The organism is Sphingobium sp. UBA5915 (assembly GCF_002431195.1).
GTDB classification, from domain to species: domain Bacteria; phylum Pseudomonadota; class Alphaproteobacteria; order Sphingomonadales; family Sphingomonadaceae; genus Sphingobium; species Sphingobium soli.
Window position 1 is genome coordinate 63,613 of the sequence record NZ_DJDV01000100.1, and the last position, 24,268, is coordinate 87,880.

At 62.6% G+C, this 24,268-nt stretch carries 24 protein-coding genes; 16 read left to right on the top strand and 8 right to left on the bottom strand.

What is annotated here, in order from left to right:
• Positions 1-17: 17 nt before the first annotated feature.
• Entirely contained in the window at positions 18-182 is a 165-nt protein-coding gene (locus B2V90_RS18350; protein ID WP_007688065.1) for a hypothetical protein, read from the top strand.
• 535 nt (positions 183-717) lie between these two features.
• Here B2V90_RS18350 and B2V90_RS18355 read toward each other — a convergent pair.
• The gene (locus tag B2V90_RS18355; protein WP_030540260.1) at positions 718-1,068 is read right to left on the bottom strand and encodes a hypothetical protein; all 351 of its coding nucleotides are present in this window, start codon (positions 1,066-1,068) and stop codon (positions 718-720) included.
• Between the two features lie 259 nt (positions 1,069-1,327).
• Between B2V90_RS18355 and B2V90_RS18360 the strand changes: the two genes are divergently transcribed.
• The 12 genes from B2V90_RS18360 (at position 1,328) to B2V90_RS18415 (ending at position 13,158) form a co-directional block, all read left to right on the top strand.
• Positions 1,328-1,720: a DUF3768 domain-containing protein gene (locus B2V90_RS18360; RefSeq protein ID WP_206046215.1), complete on the top strand. Its 393-nt coding sequence runs from the start codon at positions 1,328-1,330 to the stop codon at positions 1,718-1,720.
• Between the two features lie 191 nt (positions 1,721-1,911).
• The gene (locus tag B2V90_RS18365; RefSeq protein ID WP_013039042.1) at positions 1,912-2,088 is read left to right on the top strand and encodes a hypothetical protein; all 177 of its coding nucleotides are present in this window, start codon (positions 1,912-1,914) and stop codon (positions 2,086-2,088) included.
• Positions 2,089-2,100: 12 nt separating this feature from the next.
• The gene (locus tag B2V90_RS18370) at positions 2,101-2,865 is read left to right on the top strand and encodes a ParA family protein (RefSeq protein WP_030540908.1); all 765 of its coding nucleotides are present in this window, start codon (positions 2,101-2,103) and stop codon (positions 2,863-2,865) included.
• Positions 2,865-3,809, top strand: a complete 945-nt coding sequence (locus B2V90_RS18375) for a ParB/RepB/Spo0J family partition protein (RefSeq protein WP_030540907.1) — start codon at positions 2,865-2,867, stop codon at positions 3,807-3,809. Before B2V90_RS18370 ends, B2V90_RS18375 begins: the two co-directional genes overlap by 1 nt.
• 206 nt (positions 3,810-4,015) lie before the next feature.
• Positions 4,016-4,576 carry a plasmid mobilization protein gene (locus tag B2V90_RS18380; RefSeq protein WP_037471456.1) on the top strand — a complete coding sequence of 187 codons (561 nt, stop codon included), beginning with the start codon at positions 4,016-4,018 and terminating at the stop codon, positions 4,574-4,576.
• Complete coding sequence (locus B2V90_RS18385; RefSeq protein WP_030540905.1) at positions 4,569-5,690, top strand: relaxase/mobilization nuclease domain-containing protein; 1,122 nt, start codon at positions 4,569-4,571, stop codon at positions 5,688-5,690. The genes B2V90_RS18380 and B2V90_RS18385 overlap by 8 nt, the downstream gene beginning before the upstream one ends.
• Before the next feature lie 155 nt (positions 5,691-5,845).
• Positions 5,846-6,454 carry a DUF6088 family protein gene (locus tag B2V90_RS18390; protein ID WP_030540904.1) on the top strand — a complete coding sequence of 203 codons (609 nt, stop codon included), beginning with the start codon at positions 5,846-5,848 and terminating at the stop codon, positions 6,452-6,454.
• An 82-nt stretch (positions 6,455-6,536) separates the two neighbouring features.
• Entirely contained in the window at positions 6,537-7,712 is a 1,176-nt protein-coding gene (locus tag B2V90_RS18395; RefSeq protein ID WP_030540903.1) for an AAA family ATPase, read from the top strand.
• 281 nt (positions 7,713-7,993) lie between these two features.
• A complete protein-coding gene (locus B2V90_RS18400) occupies positions 7,994-8,197 on the top strand; it encodes a hypothetical protein (protein WP_030540902.1) in 204 nt (67 codons plus the stop codon).
• Between the two features lie 219 nt (positions 8,198-8,416).
• Complete coding sequence (locus tag B2V90_RS18405) at positions 8,417-8,623, top strand: hypothetical protein (protein ID WP_062734569.1); 207 nt, start codon at positions 8,417-8,419, stop codon at positions 8,621-8,623.
• Positions 8,613-10,982, top strand: a complete 2,370-nt coding sequence (hsdR, locus tag B2V90_RS18410; protein ID WP_030540901.1) for an EcoAI/FtnUII family type I restriction enzme subunit R — start codon at positions 8,613-8,615, stop codon at positions 10,980-10,982. Before B2V90_RS18405 ends, hsdR begins: the two co-directional genes overlap by 11 nt.
• Positions 10,969-13,158 (top strand): N-6 DNA methylase, encoded by a 2,190-nt coding sequence (locus tag B2V90_RS18415; RefSeq protein ID WP_206046217.1) that lies wholly within the window; start codon positions 10,969-10,971, stop codon positions 13,156-13,158. The genes hsdR and B2V90_RS18415 overlap by 14 nt, the downstream gene beginning before the upstream one ends.
• Before the next feature lie 154 nt (positions 13,159-13,312).
• Here the strand turns inward: B2V90_RS18415 and B2V90_RS18420 are convergent, their stop codons facing one another.
• The 4 genes from B2V90_RS18420 to B2V90_RS18435 form a co-directional block, all read right to left on the bottom strand.
• Positions 13,313-14,230 carry a ComEC/Rec2 family competence protein gene (locus B2V90_RS18420; protein WP_143840425.1) on the bottom strand — a complete coding sequence of 306 codons (918 nt, stop codon included), beginning with the start codon at positions 14,228-14,230 and terminating at the stop codon, positions 13,313-13,315.
• A gap of 133 nt (positions 14,231-14,363) precedes the next feature.
• Entirely contained in the window at positions 14,364-15,128 is a 765-nt protein-coding gene (locus tag B2V90_RS18425; RefSeq protein ID WP_222886772.1) for a hypothetical protein, read from the bottom strand.
• Entirely contained in the window at positions 15,118-17,442 is a 2,325-nt protein-coding gene (locus B2V90_RS18430) for a Mov34/MPN/PAD-1 family protein (RefSeq protein WP_167381849.1), read from the bottom strand. The genes B2V90_RS18425 and B2V90_RS18430 overlap by 11 nt, the downstream gene beginning before the upstream one ends.
• Positions 17,439-18,587, bottom strand: a complete 1,149-nt coding sequence (locus B2V90_RS18435; RefSeq protein WP_086491641.1) for a metallohydrolase — start codon at positions 18,585-18,587, stop codon at positions 17,439-17,441. The genes B2V90_RS18430 and B2V90_RS18435 overlap by 4 nt, the downstream gene beginning before the upstream one ends.
• 241 nt (positions 18,588-18,828) lie before the next feature.
• Between B2V90_RS18435 and B2V90_RS18440 the strand changes: the two genes are divergently transcribed.
• The 3 genes from B2V90_RS18440 (at position 18,829) to B2V90_RS18450 (ending at position 20,181) form a co-directional block, all read left to right on the top strand.
• Entirely contained in the window at positions 18,829-19,167 is a 339-nt protein-coding gene (locus B2V90_RS18440) for a hypothetical protein (RefSeq protein WP_293922708.1), read from the top strand.
• A gap of 107 nt (positions 19,168-19,274) precedes the next feature.
• The gene (locus tag B2V90_RS18445; RefSeq protein ID WP_293922709.1) at positions 19,275-19,664 is read left to right on the top strand and encodes a helix-turn-helix domain-containing protein; all 390 of its coding nucleotides are present in this window, start codon (positions 19,275-19,277) and stop codon (positions 19,662-19,664) included.
• A 10-nt stretch (positions 19,665-19,674) separates the two neighbouring features.
• Positions 19,675-20,181 carry a hypothetical protein gene (locus B2V90_RS18450; protein ID WP_086491644.1) on the top strand — a complete coding sequence of 169 codons (507 nt, stop codon included), beginning with the start codon at positions 19,675-19,677 and terminating at the stop codon, positions 20,179-20,181.
• Positions 20,182-20,450: 269 nt separating this feature from the next.
• On the opposite strand, the gene B2V90_RS18455 is transcribed toward B2V90_RS18450, so the two are convergent.
• The 3 genes from B2V90_RS18455 to virB11 are packed head-to-tail and all read right to left on the bottom strand — an operon-like array spanning position 20,451 to position 24,265.
• Complete coding sequence (locus tag B2V90_RS18455) at positions 20,451-21,335, bottom strand: LPD7 domain-containing protein (protein ID WP_086491645.1); 885 nt, start codon at positions 21,333-21,335, stop codon at positions 20,451-20,453.
• Positions 21,325-23,277: a type IV secretory system conjugative DNA transfer family protein gene (locus B2V90_RS18460; RefSeq protein ID WP_086491646.1), complete on the bottom strand. Its 1,953-nt coding sequence runs from the start codon at positions 23,275-23,277 to the stop codon at positions 21,325-21,327. The genes B2V90_RS18455 and B2V90_RS18460 overlap by 11 nt, the downstream gene beginning before the upstream one ends.
• Positions 23,261-24,265 (bottom strand): P-type DNA transfer ATPase VirB11, encoded by a 1,005-nt coding sequence (gene virB11 / locus B2V90_RS18465; protein ID WP_086491647.1) that lies wholly within the window; start codon positions 24,263-24,265, stop codon positions 23,261-23,263. Before virB11 ends, B2V90_RS18460 begins: the two co-directional genes overlap by 17 nt.
• Between the last annotated feature and the right edge of the window lie 3 nt (positions 24,266-24,268).

Here is a 24,268-nt window from a genome sequence, read left to right on the forward strand (position 1 = left end):
CGCAAAGGAGCCTCGACATGTTCACCGACATCGCAATCGCTCGCCGCCACGCTTTCAGCCTCTCGCGCAGCCTCATGATGGTCACCTTCGTCATCGCGATCGGGCAGCATTACGGGGTCATCACCGCCGAAGACGCCGACGGCAGCGTCGCCATCGTCACCGAATTCGATCCCTTTGCCTGACGGCTCGTCCGGGAGCCGCTCGGCTCCCGGTTATTCCCCTCGCTTCGATCGCGGCTTGCGCCGAAGACGGGCAACGGCTCGATGACCTCGCTGCACTCATCGATGAGGGCGGCCCCTTTTCCGTGGAGGGAAAGGGTGTCGCGAGCCTGCTGGCGGAATTTCGGCACCAGAAAGGGCTGCCCACGATGCTCGCCCATGGCCAGGCGAAGCTGACAGTCGAACGGACCAGTCGATGGGCCACCATCTTTCGTGTGATCGCGATCCGGGCACGGTAGGCTGATCGTTCGACGCTCGTGATCGAAGAGAGCGAGGCGGCGGAGAGGCTTCAGCAGCTCCGTAAGGTATCGCAGAAATCGTGCTCTGCTCTTGGCAATCTGCGACGGGCGGTTGCCGTCTGAAAGTCGGATTTCTCTGCATCTATGCGCTGAGAATGGCGGCTCCGGCGCGGCCGGACCGGGCTCTAGGCTTCGCCCTGAGCCTTGTGCCAAGTCTCAGCCCATTCGGGTGACGATCCCTGCCGTGGCTGCTCGCACTTTCAACCCTGCGCGCAAACGATGGCCCGGCCGGTCGCGCCGCGCGCTGGAGGGCAGTTGGCCAGGCCCGCGCGCAGGTGCTCATCGTGCAGCAATATGTGCCAGAGACGGTCATGGCCGCGCGCCGCGAGATAATAGGCCGCGCCGTCGCAGCCGACCATGCGGCATCGGGCCTGCCGGTCGATGAGGCTGGCGCCTGCTCCATGGAGCCCGATCAGGGCATCGACATCCTCGCGCATCAACCCGCCGCAGCGGCGGCATTGCGATCGGACGAGGATCTGGCGCAGCCGCATCGCCTGGAGTGACGTGGTCCAGGCCGGGGCAAGGCGGAAGAGAGTGGCGCTGCTCGTCATGACGGGCAGAGGATAGCGCCGGGCTCTCCGCGGAGCCAGAGGATCAGGACACCGCGATCATCTCTTCGCGATCCCGCCCGCCAAGACCTTCCTCCTGTCGGCTCGCCTGGCCGGCGCGCGCGCCCGCGCAAGCCCGCTCCGCGCGCTTCTCCACTGCCGTTGCGACCCTGCGGGTGCTCGGCCGCGCTCTGCCGCCGGCCCTTGGCACGCCTGTCGGAAGGCCCCGGCGGGCGGGGCCGGACAGATCAGGAGCGTTCTCATGTCCCAATCCTCCCCGAATGCGATGAGCCAGGCCGAGCGGATCGCCCGCGTCGCCGAACTCAATGACGCGCTTCGCCGGTCCATCCATAGCCCGGGCCGCAACCAGATCGTGATGACCGCCGGCGTTGCGGCGCTGATCGGCGAGGTCGCCCTGTTCCGCGGCTTTCGCCGCCGCGCGGAGATCCTCCGGATCGTGCGCGACTATGACAGCTTCACGCCCGACAACGATCCGATCGGCGAGCATGATTTCGGCCGCTTCGAGTTCGAGGATGCGATCCTCTACTGGAAGATCGACTATTACGATCTCGAGCTCGCCTATGGCTCGCCGGATGCCGCGAACCCCGAGGTCACGACGCGCGTGCTCACCATCCTGCTGGCCGACGAATATTGATCCGGCGCAGCCATCCCCCCGACCGGGGGGATGGCCCGCCCAAGTCTGCTTGAGCAGACTATGCGGGCAACGGACGCCGCGTCCGCAAATGCGGGAGGGGAGGGCGCGGGCCTGAGATGCCGCGCGATTGCGCGTGGCCGGCGCCAGTGGCGCCGTTCGCTTGCCCTTCACTGGCTCCAAGGAGACTTATCATGGCCGCATATTTCGCCGCGCATCCCGATCACGCGTTTCTCTTCGCGTTCGGCTGCTTCGCCCTCACCGTCTATCTGTTCCGCTATGTCGGTCCCGGCATTGGCGGTGGCGGCGACTGGTCCTCGCGCGATCATTATGAGCGCAACCTGCGCGATGGTCCGGACGACTATTGCTGAGGTGCCGCGGTCATGAAGACGATCGTCGTCAGCCTGCTCAAGGGCGGGGTCGGCAAGACCTTCCTCGCCACTCATCTCGCCTGGTATCTCGCCGAACCGCCTGAGCGCCGCGTCGCCTTCGTCGATCTCGATCCCCAGGGCAGCTCGACGCGGCGCCTGGGCGCCGAGCGGCAGGGCGGGTTTTCCGCCGACCTGTTCGACCCTGCCGCTACCCTGTGCGCCGACGGGCAGGGCGGGCTGACCGTGCTCGGCGCCGATCCCCGCCTCCAGATGGTCAAGGCGGCGCAGGATGTGCGCGACTTCATCGGGCGCTTCCCGGCGCTCCGCCCGCATTTCGACTATTGCGTCATCGACACCGGTCCCAAGTGGGACGAGCTCACCTTGAGCGCGATGGCGGTCGCCGATGCCGTGATCGCGCCGGTGCAGGTGGCTGAGGATTCGGTCGAATGCGCCAAGATGCTGCTGACCGCGCTGCGCAAAGCCGAGGCCGCGCGCGCCGGCCGCAAGATCGCTTTCCTCGGGCTCCTCCCCTCGATGGTCAATCCGTTCGACCGGCGCGAGATGGAGAATGCGGTTAAGCTCGCGCATGCGGTCGGCGAGAAGCTCATGTTCCCGGCCTTCATCAAGGCGCGGCCGACCTACAAGCATGCCGCGGAAAATCATCGTCCGGTATGGCTGGAGACCGGCAGCGGCGCCAAGGCGGCGGCCGAGGAGATCCGCGCGGTGCTCGCCGAGATCGAGCGGCGCATGACAAGCCTGGAGGTCGCGGCCGCCTGATGGGCAAGTTCGACGAGCGCATCGAGGAGTTCGGACTTCTTGTCGGCGACCATGAACGAGCGCGCCGGGTCGAGGATATCGAGCTTGCGCGCATCCTGCCCGACCCCGGCAATCCCCGGCGCAGCTTCGACGATGACGCGCTCGCCGAGCTGGCCGCCTCGATCGCGTCGCGCGGCGTGCTGCAGCCGATCACGGTTACGCCGCCCGACGCGAACGGCATGCACCGGATACGTCTGGGCGAGCGCCGCTTCCGCGCATCGCAGCTGGCTGGCCTTGCCACGATCCCCGCGATCGTCGTGCCGGTCGGCGAGGGGGTGCAACTGCTGGCCGACCAGATCGTCGAGAACGACCAGCGCGCCGATCTGTCGTCGGTCGAGCTCGCCCATGCGATCGCCCGGATGCTGAAGGGCGGGATGAACCAGGTCGAGATCGCGGCGGCACTCGGCCGATCCAAGCAGTTCGTCTCGCTCTATGCCGCCTATGGCGACATGCCGGCCTATCTCAAGGCGGCCCTGCCGTTTGCGCCCATTCGCCTTCTCTATGATCTGCACCGCACTGCGCGGGACTACCCTGCCGAGGTCGAGGCCTATGTCGCCAGCTGGGGCGACGCCGGCGCAACGCTCGCCGCAGGATCGCGCTTCATCGCCGAACTCAAGCAGACGCACCCGGCGCCGGCCCCTCCGCGGGCGCCTGTGGCACAGCCATTGGCCCCCACCGACCGCGATCCGGTTCGATCGGGCCTCACGGACAAACCCTCCGCGCCGATCCGATCTAGACTACCGGTCTTGGTCGACGGCTTCCCTGCGTGGCTCCCGCTGGCGCCTTTGGTCACGGTGATTTTCGAGGATGGCCACGAGCGTGAAGTCGCTGCCTCGTCGATCGGTCCGATCGGCGAGAGAGGCGAGGCATTGCCAACAACTGACCCGCCTCCTCCGCGTTCGTAGTTTATCTTGCACGATGGTTTGGGCCGTACCCTTCGGGGTGCGGCCCTTTTCGTGTCGATGGGCGGGGGCGGCGCCGAAGGCGCCGCCCCTTGCTGCGGACGATCGATGTTCAAGAGGCGTTCACTGGCCGAAGAGCGATAGTTTGTCCAAGCAGACTATAAGATGAGTTGAGTAAAGGTGAGGGCCGGATAGGCTTGGCGCCGGGGATGTATGACAATAGCGTTGGGGACATGCCCGTCCTCACCTTTCGGCTCGACGATGATGTCGCCCAGCGCTTCGCCGCGCTCGCGGCGGCATCAGGCGGCCGCTCGGCGCTGTTGCGCCGCTTGATCGGTGACGCCTTGGCCATGGAGGCGGGGGAGGGGCATCAGGCGCCGCGCGCCCGCCAGCGCGCAACCTGCCGGGTCGAGGTTCGGCTGATCCCGGAAGAAATCGCCGCGCTCGACCGCGCGGCGGATGTGCTGGGGATGAAGCGTACCGACTGGATCACCACGCTGTTGGCGCGGCGCTTGCGCGCAAACGCGCCCTTGCCGCGCGAGGAGCGAGCGGCCGTCGCGCAGGCGTGGCGCGAGCTCAATCGGATCGGGATCAACCTCAACCAGGCGACCCGCGCGCTCAACGCCTCGGTGATGGTCGAATCCGGCCTCGACGTCGCGCGGGAAGCGGCCAGGGTCGCAAGTTTCCGGTCCGAGATCGTCGATGCGCTTGCCGGTCTCGGGGCCGCGCTCAAGGGCGATCTTCGCTACTGGGACACGGCCGATGCGTGAGGAGGAGGGGGTTCTCCCGCTTCCCAGCCTGATGGAGGCCTGGCGGCCGCCGACAGGCGGCAAGCGGACCCTGCGCGGCGCTTATGTTCGGATCAAACCGGGCGGAAGCGGGGGCGGGGCCGCCCGGCCGATGTCGATGAGCCAGGCCGAGGCGCGCGCCAAGCTCGAGCGGATCGTGCGCAAGGCGCCCGAGGTGATGGTGAAGGTCTCCGGCAAGCAATATGGCGCTCATCATGTCGCCGAGCATTTCGGCTATGTGGCGCGCCACGGGAAGCTCGCCGTCCGATCGAGCGAGGGCGAGATTATCACCGAGCCGGATCGGCTCAAGGCGATCGCTCAGGACTGGGCGATGCTCGACGAGGCCATGAACGAACATGGCCGGGAGCGGCCGACGTCGATGTCGCTGGTGCTCTCGATGCCCGGGGGATCGACCGACGCCGAGACGCTTCATGACGCGGCGCAGGCATTCGCGCGGATCCTGTTCGAGGCGAACCATGCCTATATGCTGGCGCTCCATACCGACACCGATCATCCCCACGTCCATCTGACGGTGGCGACCGAAGGGGCGGACGGAACCCGCTTCAATCCGCGCAAGGCGGATCTCCATCATATGCGTGAGACCTTCGCGCATGAGCTGCGCGCGCGCGGTGTCGCGGCCGAAGCCACCCCCCGGCGCGCGCGCGGCCATGTCCAGAAGCGGGTCCGTTCGTCCGCGCTCCATCTCGATGCCCGGCTTGGGGGCGAGGGGCGCAGGCTCAATCTCGCGCAGCTCAACGAACTGCGGGCGCAAAGCTTCGTGCGTGCGGTCGACCAGGAGCGCCGGGCAGAAGATGTCATGGCGCTTTCGCGCCAGAAGCAGATCCGCGGCGCCTATGCCGAGGCAGCGGTCGCGCTCGCCGGCACCGGGAAACCGGAAGATCGTGCCTTGGGGCAGGAAATCGCCGGCTTTCTGGCGGCGATGCCGCCGGCGGTGTCGCGGCGGCTCGCGCGCGCGCGGGAGATACTGCAATCCGAGCGGCCGCCGCAGGAGCGCCGAAACGAGCCGGAGGGCGTTTCGCCGCCCACAGGTGCGGACGAGGGGCGGCCACCGCTTCACCGGGATCGGGAACGATGATGGCCGGCGCTGCCGGACCTTGCCTGTGTGACCTGGGCATCCTATTTGGATACAATGTCAAAATATCTCGGAAAATAGCTGATTTAGGCGCTGATACGCGCTTCTGGCTTGTTAGAAAAAAGCGTGCTATTATCTAACGGGTAGGAGCACAGTCAATGTCTGCGGTAGCCGATCGGATCATGAAGCGCGTGCGGGGCAAGGGCCGTGGCTGGGTGTTCACGCCCAAGAGCTTCGTCGACTTCGGGACGCGTGGGTCGGTCGACATGGCGCTGTCGCGCCTCGCGACATCCGGCGACATCCGGCGCATCGGCCGGGGTCTTTATGACTATCCGCGCAAGCATGACAAGCTCGGTGCGCTCAGTCCCGATCCCGCCAATGTCGCCAAGGCCCTCTCGACGCAGAGCGGGGACAAGCTCGCGCCGTCGGGCGCGGCGGCGGCGAACAGGCTCGGGCTATCGACCCAGGTTCCCGCCCGGGCCAGCTATGCCACGACCGGGCGGACCCGGGTCAGGCAAGCGGGCGGGCGCAGCCTGACGCTCAAGCACAGCCGCGCACCGGTGATCGACAATGCGCCTGACTCGGTCAACGCGGTCGTGCAGGCGCTCGCGCATCTGGGGAAGGACAATATCGACAGCGACAAGATCCGGCACTTCGCCGCCCGCCTCGATGATCGCGACATGCGGATGCTTGCCCAGGCCAGGGCCGAGATGCCCGGATGGATGGGCGACCTCGTCTTAAAGATCGGCGCCGCCCGTAATGGATGAGTTCGCTCGCAGACCGGCCGAGGCAGATATCAAGAGAGATTAGTAAGTTTACAGAAAAAATATAAACTGCCATAACCTCGCTATGGATGCTCGTAGAAACCCCTTTGCGCCCGGCGCAGGTACACCGCCGCCTGAACTCGCGGGACGCGGTGCATTGCTGGAACGCAACGCCGTAGCTCTTGACCGGATCCGCATGGCGCGAGCAGCCCGACCGAGCATCCTGTACGGTTTGCGAGGGGTAGGAAAAACCGTTCTTCTCGCCACCATGCGGGATGCTGCGGAGCGCGAAGGGATGGCCGTAGTCGCGATAGAAGCTCCTGAAAACCGATCGTTGCCGGGGATATTGGTTCCTGCGTTACGGGCGGCACTGCTGCGTCTCGATCGGTTAAAACAAGCTTCGGCCGGCGTGAAGCGCGCTCTGCAAGCGCTGGCGGGATTCGCGAAGCTCAAGGTCAAATATGATGATCTTGAGGTCGCGCTGGATTTCGAACCCGAGCCGGGCCTTGCGGACAGTGGCGACCTCGAGACCGACCTGGCCGATCTGATTGTCGCCGTGGGAGAGGCCGCCCAGGAACGAAAAACTGCGGTCGTCCTGGTGATCGACGAACTGCAATATGTGCCAGAGGAACAGCTCGCGGCATTGATTAGCGCGCTCCATCGAGCCAGTCAGAGACAGCTACCGGTAACCATGCTGGCAGCTGGTTTGCCTCAGCTTCTGGGGCAAATGGGGCGAGCAAAATCCTATGCAGAGCGTCTGTTTGAATTCATCGCCGTAGGTCCGCTGGATGACGAGGCGGCGCGGGACGCCATCCGTCTGCCAATCGCGCGCGAAAAGGAGTCCATCGAAAATGCGGCTTTGGATGCAATTTTGGCGCAAACCCAGGGGTATCCGTATTTCCTTCAGGAGTGGGGAAAGCATGGGTGGGATGTTGCTGATGCTTCACCGATCACCGCCGCCGATATCGCAGTTGCTACAAAAAGCGCACTGGCCGAACTGGATGCGAGCTTCTTCCGTGTGCGTTTTGACAGGCTGACGCCGGCAGAAAAGCGATATCTCCGCGCAATGGCAAGCTTGGGTCCTGGTCCGCATCGATCAGGCGATGTCGCTGAAGCTATGGGGGTGAAAGTCTCGAGCGTCGCACCGACCCGCAACAGTCTGATTGCAAAGGGTATGCTCTATAGTCCTGCTCATGGGGACACGGCGTTCACAGTGCCGTTATTCGATACCTATATGAAAAGAGTGATGCCTGAAGCTTAGTCTTGGCAGATGATGGCTGCCTGCTTGTGGAGGTGCGGCCATAAGTGATTGTTATACAACGATAAAAATCTGATAATTTGTATTATGTTAAATCAGTGCCAGCATCCACAAGCGAGTGGCCGCTCACGCACAGAAGTCTGGCGTCAAAAGCCGAACGCACCGAAAAGCTGCTGTTCTCAGGCGGGCTGCCGAAACCCGACAGGTTGGCAACCAGCTGGGTTTCGTGCCTGCACAAAGATGGGCTAAATGCGGGACCAATGGAATCGAGCGAGGGAACTTGCATGATCACCGCCAAGCACATCCCTTGGGAGCCGATCGGCACTTTGCCGGAAGACCGGAAAGACGGCCGTCGCTTGCTGCTCTGGGAGGTTGACCTCCCTGTGATCGGGCGATGGGATAGCGACCGCGAAGGCTGGGAAGATCCCGAAAGCATGCATATCCTGGAAGAAGTCACCTATTGGGCCGACATCAACCCACCCGTGTGATATGGGGCAATACTAAGGACTGGGTTAGCTCCCATATGACGGTGGGCGTCTTCTGCCTCTGCATTTACAAATGTCGACAACCGCCAAAATCTCAGTCGTTCGCGCCTGAAATTCAGGCCTGATGGCCGACCTTCGTTATGATCAATCGCAACGTCATAGGCTTCGACTAATTAGATTTCTCGCTACCCATTTGTGTATCCTTTGGTTACACCGGATCCCATGAAGACCAAGGATGCAGGGCTGAGAATCCGGATTGACCGCGAACTCCGCGAGGCGTTTGTGGAGGCGTGTCGCGGCCAAGACAGGCCTGCAGCCCAAGTTCTGCGGGAGTTCATGAGAGAGTACGTAAGCGCCCACGAGCCGCTTTCGAGCAAACATAAGGGGCCTAGGCCGTCGCATGGCAAGGGGACGGCACATGGGCAATGAGGCTGACACCTGCCGCAAGCATGTCGTTCCCAAGCTCCAGGCGGCCGGGTGGGATAACGACCCGCATTCAATTGCGGAACAGCGCAGCATTACGGATGGCCGCGTCATTCCCATGGGCAAGGGCTTTATCCGAAAACCTCCAAAGCGCGTGGACTACCTTCTGCGTCACACGCGCGACTTTCCGATAGCCGTTGTCGAAGCGAAAGCGAGTTACAGAACCGCCTTCGACGCCGTGCAGCAGGCGCGCGAATATGCTGAGATGCTCGGTCTGAAGTTCGCGTATGCGACCAACGGCGCGGACATCATCGAGATCGATTATTTTACTGGGCGTGAAAACCGGATCTCGGCCTATCCTACTCCGGACGAGTTGTGGCAGCGCTATCAGACCGGATCGGGCATCACGGGCATATCGCAGGTCTCCCAGCTTCTTGCGCCCTACAATCACGACGGGGGTAAGGCGCCGCGCTACTATCAGCAGATCGCCATCAACCGTACCATTGAGGCAATCCTAGGCGGCAAGAAACGCGTGCTCCTCACCATGGCGACAGGCACCGGGAAAACCGTCGTTGCGTTCCAGTTATGCTGGAAACTCTGGTCAAGCCGCTGGAACCGGACAGGCGAGCACCGTAAGCCGCGAATTCTCTTCCTTGCCGACCGGAATATTCTGATCGACGATCCCAAGGACAAGACGTTCGCGCCGTTCGGCGATGCGCGCCACAAGATCGCCTCCGGCGAAATCGTCTTCAGCCGCGAGATGTATTTTGCCATCTATCAGGCGCTCGCCGAGGATGAGCGCCGTGAAGGCCTGTTCCGAGATTACCCGTCGGACTTCTTTGACCTTATCATCGTGGACGAATGCCATCGTGGCAGCGCGCGTAATGACAGTTCCTGGCGCGCGATCCTTGAGCATTTCAAGCCGGCCTTTCAGCTGGGCATGACGGCGACGCCGCTGCGCGATGATAACCGCGACACCTATCTCTACTTCGGAAACCCCATTTACGAGTACAGTCTGCGTCAGGGAATCGATGATGGCTTCCTCGCCCCCTATCGTGTGCACCGGGTTGTGACGGCGTGGGATGCCGCCGGGTGGCGCCCCAGCAACGAGGAGCTTGACCGCTACGGCAGATCGATCCCTGACGATGAGTATCAGACCAAGGACTTTGAGCGTGTGGTTGCACTGCGCGCGCGCACCGAGGCTATCGCGCGCCATCTCACGGATTTCCTCAAAAAGACGGATCGCTTCGCTAAAACCATCGTCTTCTGCGTGGATCAGGAGCACGCGGCCGAGATGCGCGAAGCCCTTGTGAACCTCAACTCGGATCTGGTCGCGCAATATCCCGACTACGTGGTCCGTGTGACGGCCGACGAAGGCGCCATCGGACGAGGGCACCTCTCGCGCTTTCAGGACGTTGAAAAGGAAACGCCGGTCATCCTGACCTCATCGCAGTTGCTGACGACGGGAGTTGACGCGCCGACGTGCAAGAATGTCGTGCTGGCCCGCGTCGTCGGATCAATGAGTGAGTTCAAGCAGATCATCGGACGCGGCACCCGGCTGCGCGATGATTACGGCAAGCTGTGGTTCAACATTATCGATTACACCGGGACGGCGACCCGGATGTTCGCTGATCCGGTGTTTGACGGCGATCCGGCGCGCATCACAGAGGAAGAGATCACCGAAGATGGTGAGACGACTTCGGTTACGGAGACGGAATCCCCGCCCGGGGGCGATACTGACGTGCCGGTGGACGGGGAACCTGGCATCATTGAGCCTTCCACAACCGAACCCCGCAAGTTTTACTTCGACGGCGGACATGTTGAAGTGGTGGCACACCTTGTCCATGAGCTTGATCCCAACGGCAAGCAGCTCAGGGTCGTCAAGTACACCGACTATGCCGCCGAAAGCGTCCGGTCGATCGCAACATCAACGGCGGAGCTGCGCTCGCGCTGGGCCGACGCGGACAAGCGCCGTGACATCATTGAGGCGCTCGCCGAGCGCGGGATCGACTTCGGCGAGCTGATCGAACAATCAGGCCAGCCGGACGCTGACCCGTTCGACCTCCTTTGCCATCTTGCCTTTAACGCGCCGTTGCGAACCCGACGGGAGCGCGCGCAGCGCGTGAAGATGGAGCGGAAGGATTTCTTTGAGCGGTTTTCGCCAGAAGCCCGCGAAATTCTTGATGAGCTGCTCGAGAAATACGCGGATCATGGTGATGCGCAATTCGTGTTGCCGGACGTTCTGCGCGTCCCTCCCATTTCCACCCACGGCCAACCCGCGGAAATTATCAGGCTGTTCGGCGGTGCCGATCAGCTCCGCACAGCCGTGAATGACCTTCAGGAATTGCTTTATGGCCACGCGTAAGAAGAAAGCCGGCAAGAACGGCGCGCCGATGACGACGGCGCAGATGCTGGGAAGTCTGCTCAAATCCGCGCGCGATATAATGCGCAAGGACAAGGGGCTTAACGGCGATCTTGACCGGTTGCCCCTGCTCACCTGGATCATGTTTCTCAAGTTCCTCGATGATCTTGAGCAGCAGCGCGAGGACGAGGCGCTCCTCGGAGACAAGAAGTTCAAAGCCGCGATCGAACCGCCATACCGATGGCGGGACTGGGCTGCGCATCCCCAGGGTATCACCGGTGAAGAGCTGCTCGCTTTCATCAACAACGATGAAGCTATCCGACCCGACGGAACGCGGGGGCCGGGCCTATTCGCCTATCTGCGCTCGCTCTCCAGTACAAATGGCGACAATCGCCGTGACGTCATCGCGACCGTCTTTAGAGGCGTCGATAACCGCATGAGAAGCGGCTACCTGCTCCGTGACGTAATCAACAAGATCGGCGCAATACATTTTACATCGTCAGAGGAGTTGCACACGCTGGGCGCGCTCTATGAGTCGATGCTCCGCGAGATGCGCGATGCGGCGGGAGATTCGGGCGAGTTCTACACACCACGCGCCGTCGTCCGCTTCATGATCGATGTCATCGATCCGCGTCTTGGCGAGATCGTCCTCGATCCTGCGAGCGGCACGGGCGGCTTCCTGGTCGAGGCCTACACTCACCTTGAAAAACAGGTGAAGACCGTCGCTGATCGTAATCGCCTGCAATCTGAGACCATCGTGGGCTGCGAGCCAAAATCGCTGCCCTACTTGCTTTGCCAGATGAACTTGCTTCTGCACGGCCTCGACGCGCCGCAGATCGATCCCGGTAACGCGCTCCGCTTCAAGCTCTCCGAGATAGGCGAAAAGGATCGGGTCGATGTGATCCTCACCAATCCGCCCTTCGGCGGCGAGGAGGAAAAAGGGATTCAGGGAAATTTCCCCGACGATCGCAAGACCGCGGAGACGACGCTGCTCTTTCTTCAGCTCATCATGCGCAAGCTGAGGCGCCAGCTTACGATCGCGGGGCGGCCCGCGCGGGCGGCGGTTGTCGTGCCCAATGGCACCCTGTCAGCTCCCGGTGTTGCCACTCGCATCCGGGAAAACCTGCTTGCGGATTTCAGGATCAAGGTAATCGTTCGGCTGCCGCACAACGTCTTTGCGCCTTACACGGACATCAAGTCGAACATCATCATCTTCGAGCGGGGCGAGCCCGCCGACGAGATTTTCTATTGCGAGCCTTCGCTACCCCTTGGCTACACACTCAGCAAGACAAAGCCGCTGCTCTACGAGTGGATGGAGCCGCTCAAGGAGTTGATCGAAACCCGCAAGGAAACGGAAAGCTCGTGGTCGGTCAAACGCTCGGAGCTGGACGCGAACCTCAATCTCGACATCAAGAATCCGCGGCGCCAGCTCGTGTCACTGGAGGATCGCGGCGATCTTTCGGTGCTCGCCGCGCAACTGCGGTCATTCGCGGACGAAGCCGACTCAATCCATGCAGACCTTGACGAGACGCTCAAGCTCTTAAGCGAAGCTCCCCTTGAGTTGATTGGCAAATATACAGCTGATTCCGATGAACGCATTGGCAGTGATTACAGCGACGAACTCACCCTCGTCGGCGTTTCCGCCGAAGAGGGCCTGACGAGTCCTAAGACGGCGATTGGCAAATCGCCCGGACGTTACAAGGTTTTGAGAACCGGTTACCTTGCCTACAACCCCATGCGCATCAACATCGGCTCGATCGGCGTTGTCCGGGATTCATCGCAGGAAGGCATCACCAGTCCCGATTATGTTGTTTTTTACTGCAGTCCCGATCTTCTGCCGGAGTACGTCTATCATTACCTACGCAGCGAGGCTGGAAGGCACGAGATCAACCTCAAAACGAAGGGTTCTGTCCGCTTCAGGCTCTATTACGAGCAGCTCGCGCAGATATCGATCCCCGTGCCCACTGACGTTGCGATTCAGCAGCGTTTTGTGAATGCCTGCAACAGGCTCGAAGGCCTCAGACGCATGGTCTCCTCATCGGAGGGCTCGGTCGGCGACTGCCTCAATGCCGCGACTCGTGCGGCTTTTCTTCCACACAATTCCGACCAGAACCTTCTAGCGCAATTGGCCGAAAGGGAAGCGTCAGATGACGCCGATGTCCACGAGGAGGCAGCGTGACGGGGAGCCGACAGTCGGGAGAACACGCCGCCATTTGCGTGAGCTCGCACGGAGATGGGCGTGCCGGGTGCGCGAGCAGCAGCGGAACAACGTTCCCGGCGCGATGATGCCGATGATCTCGGAAGGATCGAACCCCTTTACCGTATCCGCCCGGCTAGCGCCCGACGAAACCGGCGAGCGTGTTCGGCGCGGGCAGTCCGAAGACCTGGCCAAGCGCCGCCGGCTGGGGCGCGAGCAGGCGCTTCGAGGGCGTGACGAGATAGTTGCCCTCGGCCGTGACATCGATGGTGAGCGTTCCGTCGCGCCGCGTGGTCATAACGCGGCGAAGCGGCTGCCGGAGCGATTCTGCGGGCTTCGACCAGTCGGGGATTCCGATCGCCCGGTTCGCATACCAGCCGAGGGTTTCTTGGGTGCCATATTGCTTGGGACCATCGGAGAAGATGACGAGTTGCGGCCGGCAGAGCCGGAAGAGTTCATCACAGCAGCCATTCTCGCGGCCGTGGTGCGAAGCGACATAGACGTTGACGGTCGGTAGCATCGCGCGGAAGGCAGGGCGTTCAAGCAGCTTACGCCAGCCGGCACGTTCGAGATCCCCGCCGAACAATATGGTGAAACCGCCGAAGCATACGAATACGGCGAGGCTGAGATTGTTGGTGTCGTCGAAGTCGATGCCATAGCAGTTCCAGAAGGCGTGCCACTGCACGCCGCCGAGGTTATGCGACCAGTCGCCGATCATACCGTCCCCGAAATGCTGGAGGATGGCGGTCGCCGCGTTAACGCCATCGCGCATCCCGCACTCGGCCTTCATTGATCGGAGCGCGCCGGCGCTGACCGTTGAATTGCTGACAATTGCACCGAGCGGACAGTTTCGCCATACATAGGGCAGATCCTCGCAATGATCTTCGTCGAGGTTCATTAGCACCAGCGTGTCGATGCGCTTGCCATGATAGGCTACTGATGGAAACCAGGCCCGTTCGACGCTGAGGCCGCAATCAAGCATCAGACGATGACCTTGAGGCCCGGAAATCACCGTGCAGCCGCCGTGGCCCACGTCATGAATATCGATACGCATTATGGCCCCCGATCGCCCTTCAGCATGTTCCGTTCAACTTGGTTGACTCTCTCGGCATTCAAGCCGTCTCACAAGTTCTGTTCCTGTATTGTCCATTGAGTCTTCCGTTCGCGTGATTTGCCGCTGATCTGCACTAGCTGCCCGACAGCACCTGCGCGTAAGCAGTGGCACCGGTAAGCTCGCATTGTGCCAGCAGCCGCTGACCGTAAGCGAGTGAGGCATCCTCGACGAATGGCTTGGTGATATAGAATATCCAGATCAGCGCCACCAATGCCAGCCCTCCGCCGAGCACGACCCCCGTCTCGAGCTTTGGCGATGTCCATCCACCCCACCAGACGAGTGCAACATCGGCAGCGAGCGCGACGGCCAAGATGATGAGCGCGAACGGCTTGAGACCCCTCAGATTTCGCCGGAAACCATAAGCTATGTTCTCGTCGAGCAGCAGCGACTTGCTCGCATTCTGCCGCGTATGTTCGAGCAGCCAGATAACCGCCGACAAATATTGATCATGCGCTTTTGCGGCGTCGCGTCGTTCCTGCTGCACTGTCGGCAGAACAACGCCGTGGCTGGAGAGATAGGCATGGTAACGGGCCTTCGTCGCCGCCGGCAGGGTTGGATCGTCGTAGCTGAGGAGCTTAGCGCTATGCGATCGACCAATCGCCGACTTCCAGCGATCTTCAAGCCGGCGACCACGTTGACGCGCAAGCTGCGCCAACAGAAAGGTCACGCCACAGGTAACAAGCAGCGATGCCAAGGCGCCGAACAGGCTCCAGATCTTCGGATACCAGATCGCGACCAAAACCAACATCGGGAGGATCGTGAACAGCGCCGGCCTCAACCGCGCATTGCGATCATAGCGATCGAAATTAAGCTCCTTCATAATTGCTTCAATCGCCATCGCCATCCCTCCCATTCGCCGCCGCAATTGACAGTATTTCGGCCCCCCCCACGGCTTCGGCCGTCAATGCTGTGTAACCGGTGGGTGTATGAATCAACATCAGCAGCGGACCCAACTGGGCCATTGCCAGTATGGCGCCCGTCGCGACATCGGTTCCGGATGGACCACCCGGTTGCAGATGACTGTGCCAGGTCCCGACAACCTGCAGCGTTCCGCGGCTCGATTGAACCACTGCATCGATCAACGCCTTGAGCCCGCGCGTTCCGAGCACAAATTCGGCCGGAGACCGTGTGCTGTCCTCCGGCGCCGGCAGGACGTCGACAATCTGAAAGCAATTGCCGATCTGCGAATAGCGCCCGATCAAGACACCGCCGGTCTCTACGCTCTGCCAGCGCTTGATGTCCGCCTCGATCGCGGCGTCGACCCGGGGATGAATCCGGATCGCTGGCTGATCAGGGGTTGCTCGCTCCACCACGATCCACGGCGCTATCGCAATCCGTGACCAGTGCTGACTCATTCCGTCATCGCCCAGCCGCCCCAGGCGGACCTCGCCGCACAACGGTAAGGCGTTACGCTGGATCTCGGCGATCGCCATCGCCATGGATGCGGTACATGCCGAAAGTTGTGCGTCTGACAGCTTAAAGGACAGCGTCGAACAACCCTGACCGATCTGGATCGCTTCCGCCTCGGCACTGAAGATGACCTCTGCAAGCTCGTTGTCCTCCCGGATGACGTTGTACGCCTCGGCCATCAGGTCGCTGGCGTTGGGATTTGCGCCCGGCCCTTCGATCCCCAGGAACGCGGCTCTGCCCGCGCCCAGCAGGCAGGCCTCGACGAGGCGCGGCCGGTCAACCCAATCCGTATGCGCATAGGCTTCCCGGACCACCGCCGAACCCGTGGTGTTGACGATCATGGTCGTCCCCGTGGGCGAAAGCGCGGTGCGGCCGTCCGCGTGGAGCGGCAGTGCAAGCGCGTCCACGTCGAGCCGCGTTGGTTCGGGGCCGAGACTGGCCACCATCTCTGCGACGCTGTAAGTCTTCGAAATCATATATAGCGAATGCCGCTCGCCATCGAAGGGCAGCGCGGCATGCCGCGCGAAATTGTGCGGCTCGAGGAGATCACGATCAACCAGGACGCCCGGCGGGCGGCCGGTTCGCGTCAGGTGGAGCGCGAGCTTCGACCCCACGCTGCCGCAACCGATCAACGTCCATGGCAGAATGGGTGCCGCAGGATCGTCCCCCGAGGTACGCCGCAGCACCGCAGCCGATGGGGTATCACGATGGCCCAATAGGCGAACCGCGGTTTGCGGATTGAGGAGGTCGCCGCCCTTGCCGACTTCAACCAGATAGCCGCAGGTCTCGATGATGCTTCCCGTCCCGACCACGGGATAGGGCCGACGCGGCAACAGCAACATCACGACCGGGACAATGATGTCGATCGGCTGCGCGGTGAGGCGCGATGCGACATGGTTGAGCTTCGCATCGAGAAACTCCAGGCACCCATAATCTGCGGCACGCGCCCGCAGATCGGCCAGCGTTGCGACGTCCTCGGGCCGATAGCGATCGGCCACCTGCAGCTGACCGTCAGGTGCCCTGCCAGCCCAGGCCGCAATCGCAAGGCCCATGCCGCTGTCCTCGTTGGGCCTGAAACCTCGCCGCGCAAATAACCGGGTGTCGTTCGGGCCGAACGGGCGCGGTTCGACCGGAATATGCAGCCGATAATGGCCGATCTCTCCGCGGGTGTAGATGTACGCGCTCATCATATAGGCGGCGCCGCCCTTGCGCTCGACCAAAGCATGCAAGGCTGCTGAATCGACGACCGCGACGTCGTGGATATGGTCGCGCCGGACCGCCTCCCAGCCCGCCGCGGGGTTGTTGAGCTCAAGCGCGGAAGCCTTTTCCAGCCACTCGACCAGCTGATCGATCAACCCGATGAACCCGCGCGTCTGGATCAGTTCGCGCGGACTTCCTGCGACGAGGCAGGGGACCGGCGCCGCACCGGCGCGCGCTGGGTTGAGGTGCGGATGTGACCGATCGAAATCGGCCCGCAGTTCGACGGCCGGCGCCGACAAGGGATAGAGCGATGGGAACTTCAGTATCACCGTTTCGACCACCCTGACCCCGGCAGGGCTCTGGCCGACCGCGCGCCACGTTGCCGGCATCTCGGTGCGAATGTCGATCGCGCAGGCGATCTCGCCGCCTGCACAGGCGTCGATATTTATGCGAACGACCGATGGATGCACGCTGGCCTGGCGCAGCGCGCGGGCGACCGGGATGGGGATCGGCGCCGTGGGCGCTGCGCTCGAAGCGGTCACCCGTGCGCCAGCGCCTCGGAGCCAACCCCGGTCGCATACAGCCCGGCGGCGATCAGGCTGGCGCGCTTGAGCTTGGGGCCGGCCCAATTGGTCTCGATCACCAACGGCTCATCGCCGCTGCCATCCGAAACACAACGAAACTCGCCCCCTACCGGTTTCACCATCGCGACATATTCGCGCTTCGCGCGGATGCACGGCGGATCATTGTCGTCATCCTTGATGGGGCAGGAGCTGGCGATCACGATCGCGCCCGGACGGGCCTGTCCCAACGCGGACCGTGCGTCGGGCGACACCTTCGCCTCCTCTCTTTTCTTGGACCAGCTGTCCCACGACAGGCTATGCCACGAGCAATGGTGCGGCGCGATAAGGATGTCGTAGGCCAGCACGTCGGGAGTCCACTTATGCTTCGCCCACAACCTCTCCCAGATCGCTACCTCGGCGTCGCCGCCGACGAGATAGCGCGCGGCCTGCGGCTGGGTGCCGGACGCGAGCGTCAGCTGTACGATGACGCTCGAATCATTCTTCGATAGCACCTCTTCCTCGGCATCGTCCGCCGGCGGGAGCGGCCCCAAAAGCCGCGCCGAAAAGCTGCTGTCATAGACGCCGTCGATCGTCGAGAAGGTCTCGTCGACGTTGATCAGGATCGCACCAAGAGCATCCGTCTTGCCGTCGATATCCTCGCCCAGGATCTTTATCCGGTCGCCAGCATTCGCGAACCCCCAGTGCTTGAAATAGGCGACCCGGCGCCGTGCTTCCGTCGCCCACGCGGCGGCGTCATCGCACAGCACATGCGACTTGCGGTTCGCGCGGCGAAAGATGATCGGCGAGGACCACATTTCGCGGATGAGTATCTTGTCGTTGGATTTCGACCAGCTTTCTGGCGTCCCGAGGTGGAAATGGTTGCGCAGACCGGTGACGTGGTCGGCATCGGGATGTGTCAGCAGGAAGGCGTCGACATAGAGGCGACCGGCCGCATCTGTCTTGAGCCTGCTGCGCAGCTGCGCCGCGACATCGGCCGCCTCGCCATCGGGATCATCCGCATCGGCGCGGATGCGTATGTCGATCAGGATCGTGCGTCCGCTTTCCAGTTCGACGAGGGTCATGTCGCCGTTGCCGACTCGGAAGTGGGTGGTGGTTGCCGCCATTTCTATATTCCCTTTCAATCGCTTGCGCTTCGGCGGCGCCCCGTCTCCCTGCCGCGGGAGCGTCGTCTCAACATTATATATACCTAATGTTAACCAGAAAATCTAGCATGATGGATTGCGCTGGACCCTGATGGCCTTAAGTTATACATTAAGTGCTCCGAGGTGACGATTGGATGCGGAAGAGCGCATTGCTGGTGAACTATATGAGGTCCGGTTGTCTGGCCGCCGCTGGCGTATCGCCATGCGGAAATCCGACTGGGACCATCTCAACACCGCCATTCCGGCCGATGCCCATTTTCGCTTGCGCAGCGCTCTCGACCATTTTTGCGCACATGGCGGCGACAATCTGCCCGAGCAGCTTTTTCACCCCGTCCCCGGCGCGCAATCCGCGAGGCTGGAGGAGTTTGTCGCGTTCGGCGTCCATGTGATCGGTCGACGCGCCACCGAAGATCCAATCCGAACATTCTTTGTAACGGAAGTGCGCTCGTCGGCCAGCGAACCCGCGCCGGCGGCAACGCCGCAGGCGGTTCAGGGCGACCTGCCGTTCCATCACACCCATTCGAGAGGAGCAGAACGATGAAATCAGACAAGGCAAACAGCATTAGCCAATGCGATGCCGATGCTTATGCCGCGAAAGCGGCGGAGGCCGCGTTCATCCTACTTGCGCAGACCGAGATGCAAAAGATCATGAACCGCAAGGGCCTGCGCTATCGCGACCTGTCGCGGCGGATGGGGGTCACCGAAGCCCGCATCAGCCAGATGTTCGGAGACACGGCCACCAACCTGACGATCAAGACAGTCGCCCGCGTGTTCCATCACCTGGGCGAGACAGCCTATTTGACGACACTCGAGGAGTTTGAACGGCAGCTCGCAGAAGCGCGGGGCGCGCACACCGACGACAATGCGCACCGGTGGACGGTTGTCGGGCTCGAGTCGGATAAATTCCAGATGGCGGGCGACGTCGCGCTCGCCGATGCGCCAACGGCCGCCGACGTATCAGCATCGAACCGTTCTTTCGAGCGCTGGCTGCGCGCGGAAGCAGCGCTACCCCGGCGCACCGCCGCCGCGGCCGCTTGAGGAGCGCGACTTGGCTCAAGATCCTCACGCAGCCGATGCCACCGTCTACAATAATCTGGTTTCGCGCGCGCATCTCCGGACGATCCGACTGACCACCAGCAAGTTCGAACTTAAGCCCGAGGCCCTCGGGCTCGATCCTGATGGCTGGCGCAACGGAATCAGCGCTGCCTTGGCGCAAAGCTTCCTCGAAGCGGAGTCGGGATCACTTTACGGCATATTTGTGTTCGACGTAGTCTGCCGTCAGGGGCGAAAGCGCGTGCTCGGCATTAATGCGACCTATCTGACCAACTACCGAGTAGAAGGAGATTGCGACGATAAGACGTGCGAGCTCTTTCTCGAGCGTGTCGGGAAGATCGCCACCTATCCCTATTTCCGGACGCTTGTCGCGACCCTGACCTCGCAGGCCGGGCTGCTCATGCAGCCCTTGCCAATCATGGGAGTTGCGCCGCGAAGCATTGAGGGCGCAAGCATCATGGATGACATACGAACGCGAAAACCCGCCTTACCGAAAAGTTGAGCCAGCTCACGGACAGCCGTATCGTCGAGCCACACGCCTAGAAGACGAGTATCACCGTTTGTTCGCAATTGCTGAAGACGTGCTGCTCGTACGTGAGCGCGAAGCTGCTGCAGGGCCTGCTACGGGCTCTACAGCACCTTACCGAAACCAACCTCCTAATTCCCAAAGGTCCCAAAGGTCCAACAAGACCGACGAACGCGGCAAACGCCGAAATGCTTGACGGAGCGTTTGTCAGCTACTGAATATGGCTTGGAACGAGGCGAAGGCGCCTATCGGGTGCGAGACCGCTGGATAGGTGGGTGAACCTTCGACGATTCCTGTCGGGTGGACACGATGTCAATGGGCTTTCGGTCACGCATTTCCCTGACCATGGCAGGGCGAATTTGATCACCTCGGTCGACGTGGTTTTGCAGTTTCGTGGTCGCGACCTTCATAACACGCGAGATCGCTTCGGGATTGTCGAACAATGCGGTTCGCACGACCGCCTCGATGATCCGCAGCTGACTTTGCGCGGCTCGCTCGTTTCTGTCTCCGGACGCCGCAGGTCGGGATCGCGCCGGTCGCTCGCGAGCCTGTGACTGATCTCGGCCGGACTCCAGGCTGATTGATGGAACAGCAGCCGGCGCGATACTGTTGCGGCTCTTGTCTCGCCGAAGTCGATCCAATTCTTGTAGATCGCGTTCGTTCGGCCGATATCCTCGTACTTCCAAGCCTTGGCGACTGGCCTCGAGCCACGCTGCCCGGCGAAAGGCTTCGCTGCCAGTGACATGAACATTTGACCACCCGCGATGCCGGGCGATGGCGACGAGATCACGCACGACCTCCTCACTCTCGCTCGAGGTGACAAGACGCCGTCCTTGGTCCCGAAATGCAGGCTCCTTCGCCTGGGCCGTCGTGAAGTAGGCCGGTTCGCCCGACCATTTGCCGGTCGACGAAAAGTAGCGCTTTTGCAGGGGCTCCGGTATGTCGCCGGCAGAAATTGATCGGGGCTGAACCCCCGCCCGCTCCTTGCCTTTGTCAGAGGTGCCGGGATCCTTGGGAATGTCGTCACGCGTGTCTTTCCCAGAACGCGGTACGGACTGACCTTCACCAATCGAAATGGCATTGGCGCGCTTCCTGGCGCCCCGCGAATTCTCGGGCTTCTCAGCGGACATGAGCTGTCCTTTCCTGGATAATGGATGTGGATGGCTGCCCGACCGGTGGCAAAAGTGCCCGCTCGACCATCGCCGACACGAAGGCGATCGCGGCGGCCTCGTCGCCCGGGGGCGGCAGTTCGGCCAGGTCGCCCAGAACCAGCATGTCATCCGTGATTTCGGCCGCACCTGCCAGCTCGGCGTCGGTCATTTCCCGCATCACAATTTCCTCCTGTATGGTCCCGCCCGAGCTTGTCGCCGGCTGCTGTGAGACCCCGCTCAGACCGGGTGTGCCAGCGCCCTGCCGCGCAGGTGGGGAAAGCATTGCCGCGATTGGACGGGCGGACGGCACAGGCGGAGCAACCACCCGCCGCGTGAAGCGCGGCATCCGGTAATAGGCGATCTTGCGCCCTCGAATTGGGGGGATGCCGGCGCGAAGGAGCAGGAGCTCGTTCTTCGGCAGCTGCATGAGCTCTTGCGGCAGTAGGAGCGCGCGGCGCTGATCAGATTCCGAGATGCTCCGGTTCGCCAGTAGCCCGTGGATGGTACGGCTGCGGGATTTCACGTTCATCGTGAAAAAGCCGAGCCGTTCGGAAAGTTCGTTCGCGACCTTTAGCTCCTTGGGCGTGAAGACAACCTCAAGGCCGCAATTGGCGATAATCTCGTCGGTGACATCGGGACCGTAGATTGCGCGAAGCTGGGATCGGCTCTGAATGACCGGAACCAGGCGCAGGCCATAGCCGGCGACGTAGGAGAAGCCGCTCGCAATCACCGAGGCTTTTCCGAGCCTGGCGAACTCGTCGAGCAGGACCAGGACCGGGACATTGCTCGCGTCCTCAGGAAGGTCGCGGGTGTTGAGATCCACGAGTTGCTGCAGGAACAGACTGTAGATCGGCGCGATGCGGTCGATATTGTCAGGCGACACGCCAAGGTAAATCGACATGCGCCGACGCCGCACCTCGCGCAGGTCGAAGTCGCTCTCCGAGGTGGCGGTATCGACCATGGGGTTGAGCCAGAGATTGAGCCGTGCGGTGATGGTCTGCTTGATCCCGGAAAAGGTGTTGTCCGAGGCCGAGGTGAAATCCTGGATCGCGGACACGCAAGCTTGGCTGAGGCGCTGGCCCACCCTGCGGGCTTCCTGAAGCGCTGCGGGAAGATCGCTCTTGGGATCGCCAGTCGTGAGGCGGCGGTATATCTCGCCGATGGTGAAGGGCAGGCCCGGGTTGGATGCGACCAGGGCGCCGACGCCGACAAAGGCCGCTCGCGCAGCTTCCGCCCAGAAGGGATCGGATCGCTCCGGCGCGGGGAAAAGCATGCCCGCGATCTTCTGCAGCTCGTTGACGACCTCGATGTCATCAGTCCGCCTGATGTGCGCCAAGGGGTTGTACCGCGCCGTCCGGCCCTCCGCGTCGAGCGGATCGAACAGATGCACGGCCTGGCCGGCACGCGCACGATACCCCGCGCTTGCGCCCCAGTTCTCCCGTTTCACGTCGAGCACGACCACCGAATCTGGCCAGGTCAGCAGATTGGGAATGACGACGCCCACGCCCTTGCCCGCGCGTGTGGGCGCCTCGAGCAGAACATGTTCGCTCCCGCCGAATATCAGGAAACGTCCAGCCTTGCGGCCGACAACGATGCCGGCAGCGGCGCGAAGGCCCTCCCGCCGGATCTCGCCTTCGCGCGCAAACCGCGCGGTGCCGTGCAATGCCGGCCCGCGGCGCAGAATCCCGATTGCGAGGAGCCCGACCACAACAGCGCCCGCCAGCGCCCCGCGCTTTAACCAAAGAATAAGCAGCGGGTCCGCCCGATAGTACCACAACCACGCGGGCAAGGCCGTGATGTCGGTGTTGGGGCCGAGCTGGCCCATCCCAAAGAGGGCAACCAGCACGGCGATGGCGCAGCACAATAAGATGCCGCCGGCAACGGACAGGCCGATGATCCAGAAGTTACGCTGCACCGGCATCGCCCACCTTCGGGTGGAAGTAGACCTCTTCGACCTCGAAGCGGCCGCCATGGCGCCGGGTCTGGACGACCACATCGATGAGCATGCGCAAAAGTCCGCGGATATCATCGCGCGCGAGATCGCGGCCGCCCTCGGATTCCTTGACGAGCAATGTCAGCTGCTCGAAGGCGCCCGCGGCCGAACCGGCGTGCACCGTGGTGATCGAACCAGGGTGCCCCGAGTTGACGTTGCGCAGGTAGAAGAAGGCGGTGCCGTCGCGCAGCTCCTGTAACAGGATGCGGTCGGGGCGCATGCGCAGCGCGCTCTCGAGCAGCTGCTTGGGACCGACCTTTGCAAGGCCCTGCCCTTCGCTCGAATAGACCATGTGAACGACATTGCGATGGGGCACGATGAGTTCGCGCGTGTCCTCGATCGTAAGCAGCCGCTCGTCGGGCGGGATGAGCTGGATGAGTGCTTTCGCCAAGGTCGTCTTGCCGGACCCGGTTGCGCCGCTGACCAGGATATTCTTGCGCGCGGCGACCGCGACCTTGAAGAAGGCCGGCCAGTCGCCCGCGTCGCGAAGTGCCACCAACTCAGTGTCGGTTTCGGTAAGGCCCCGGGCGCTCGCGCGCGTCGTGTCAAAGAGGCCAGCGCGCGCGAGCTGGTCGATCGGCAGGGTTACGGTCGAGGGCTTGCGTATCGTAAAGGACGGGCAGCCGCTCGGCGTCACCGACGGGATCACGATCTGGCAGCGCTCGCCGCCTGGAAGGACGGTCGAACAGATCGGCGTCTGCCCATCGATGTCCTGGTGCGTGAAGCTTGCCGCGGCCACGGCGAGCGTTCCAAGCCACTCGCTGTCGAGTTCGGACAGCTCATGCCATCGCCACCCCTGCCGGTCCTCGACCCCCGCCTCGCCCGGGCGGTTGATGACGAGCTCGGTCACATCATCCGGCTCCAGCAACGGAAGAAGCGGTTCAAGATAATGGCGAAGGACGGCGGTATCGCGCATGGC

Excerpts from the sequence above, each read along its gene's own strand:
- B2V90_RS18350 (WP_007688065.1), top strand. The coding sequence starts at position 18 with ATGTTCACCGACATCGCAATCGCTCGCCGCCACGCTTTCAGCCTCTCG.
- B2V90_RS18355 (WP_030540260.1), bottom strand. The coding sequence starts at position 1,068 with ATGACGAGCAGCGCCACTCTCTTCCGCCTTGCCCCGGCCTGGACCACG.
- B2V90_RS18360 (WP_206046215.1), top strand. The coding sequence starts at position 1,328 with ATGTCCCAATCCTCCCCGAATGCGATGAGCCAGGCCGAGCGGATCGCC.
- B2V90_RS18365 (WP_013039042.1), top strand. The coding sequence starts at position 1,912 with ATGGCCGCATATTTCGCCGCGCATCCCGATCACGCGTTTCTCTTCGCG.
- B2V90_RS18370 (WP_030540908.1), top strand. The coding sequence starts at position 2,101 with ATGAAGACGATCGTCGTCAGCCTGCTCAAGGGCGGGGTCGGCAAGACC.
- B2V90_RS18375 (WP_030540907.1), top strand. The coding sequence starts at position 2,865 with ATGGGCAAGTTCGACGAGCGCATCGAGGAGTTCGGACTTCTTGTCGGC.
- B2V90_RS18380 (WP_037471456.1), top strand. The coding sequence starts at position 4,016 with ATGTATGACAATAGCGTTGGGGACATGCCCGTCCTCACCTTTCGGCTC.
- B2V90_RS18385 (WP_030540905.1), top strand. The coding sequence starts at position 4,569 with ATGCGTGAGGAGGAGGGGGTTCTCCCGCTTCCCAGCCTGATGGAGGCC.
- B2V90_RS18390 (WP_030540904.1), top strand. The coding sequence starts at position 5,846 with ATGTCTGCGGTAGCCGATCGGATCATGAAGCGCGTGCGGGGCAAGGGC.
- B2V90_RS18395 (WP_030540903.1), top strand. The coding sequence starts at position 6,537 with ATGGATGCTCGTAGAAACCCCTTTGCGCCCGGCGCAGGTACACCGCCG.
- B2V90_RS18400 (WP_030540902.1), top strand. The coding sequence starts at position 7,994 with ATGATCACCGCCAAGCACATCCCTTGGGAGCCGATCGGCACTTTGCCG.
- B2V90_RS18405 (WP_062734569.1), top strand. The coding sequence starts at position 8,417 with ATGAAGACCAAGGATGCAGGGCTGAGAATCCGGATTGACCGCGAACTC.
- hsdR (WP_030540901.1), top strand. The coding sequence starts at position 8,613 with ATGGGCAATGAGGCTGACACCTGCCGCAAGCATGTCGTTCCCAAGCTC.
- B2V90_RS18415 (WP_206046217.1), top strand. The coding sequence starts at position 10,969 with ATGGCCACGCGTAAGAAGAAAGCCGGCAAGAACGGCGCGCCGATGACG.
- B2V90_RS18420 (WP_143840425.1), bottom strand. The coding sequence starts at position 14,230 with ATGCGTATCGATATTCATGACGTGGGCCACGGCGGCTGCACGGTGATT.
- B2V90_RS18425 (WP_222886772.1), bottom strand. The coding sequence starts at position 15,128 with ATGGCGATTGAAGCAATTATGAAGGAGCTTAATTTCGATCGCTATGAT.
- B2V90_RS18435 (WP_086491641.1), bottom strand. The coding sequence starts at position 18,587 with ATGGCGGCAACCACCACCCACTTCCGAGTCGGCAACGGCGACATGACC.
- B2V90_RS18440 (WP_293922708.1), top strand. The coding sequence starts at position 18,829 with ATGCGGAAATCCGACTGGGACCATCTCAACACCGCCATTCCGGCCGAT.
- B2V90_RS18445 (WP_293922709.1), top strand. The coding sequence starts at position 19,275 with ATGAACCGCAAGGGCCTGCGCTATCGCGACCTGTCGCGGCGGATGGGG.
- B2V90_RS18455 (WP_086491645.1), bottom strand. The coding sequence starts at position 21,335 with ATGTCCGCTGAGAAGCCCGAGAATTCGCGGGGCGCCAGGAAGCGCGCC.
- B2V90_RS18460 (WP_086491646.1), bottom strand. The coding sequence starts at position 23,277 with ATGCCGGTGCAGCGTAACTTCTGGATCATCGGCCTGTCCGTTGCCGGC.
- virB11 (WP_086491647.1), bottom strand. The coding sequence starts at position 24,265 with ATGCGCGATACCGCCGTCCTTCGCCATTATCTTGAACCGCTTCTTCCG.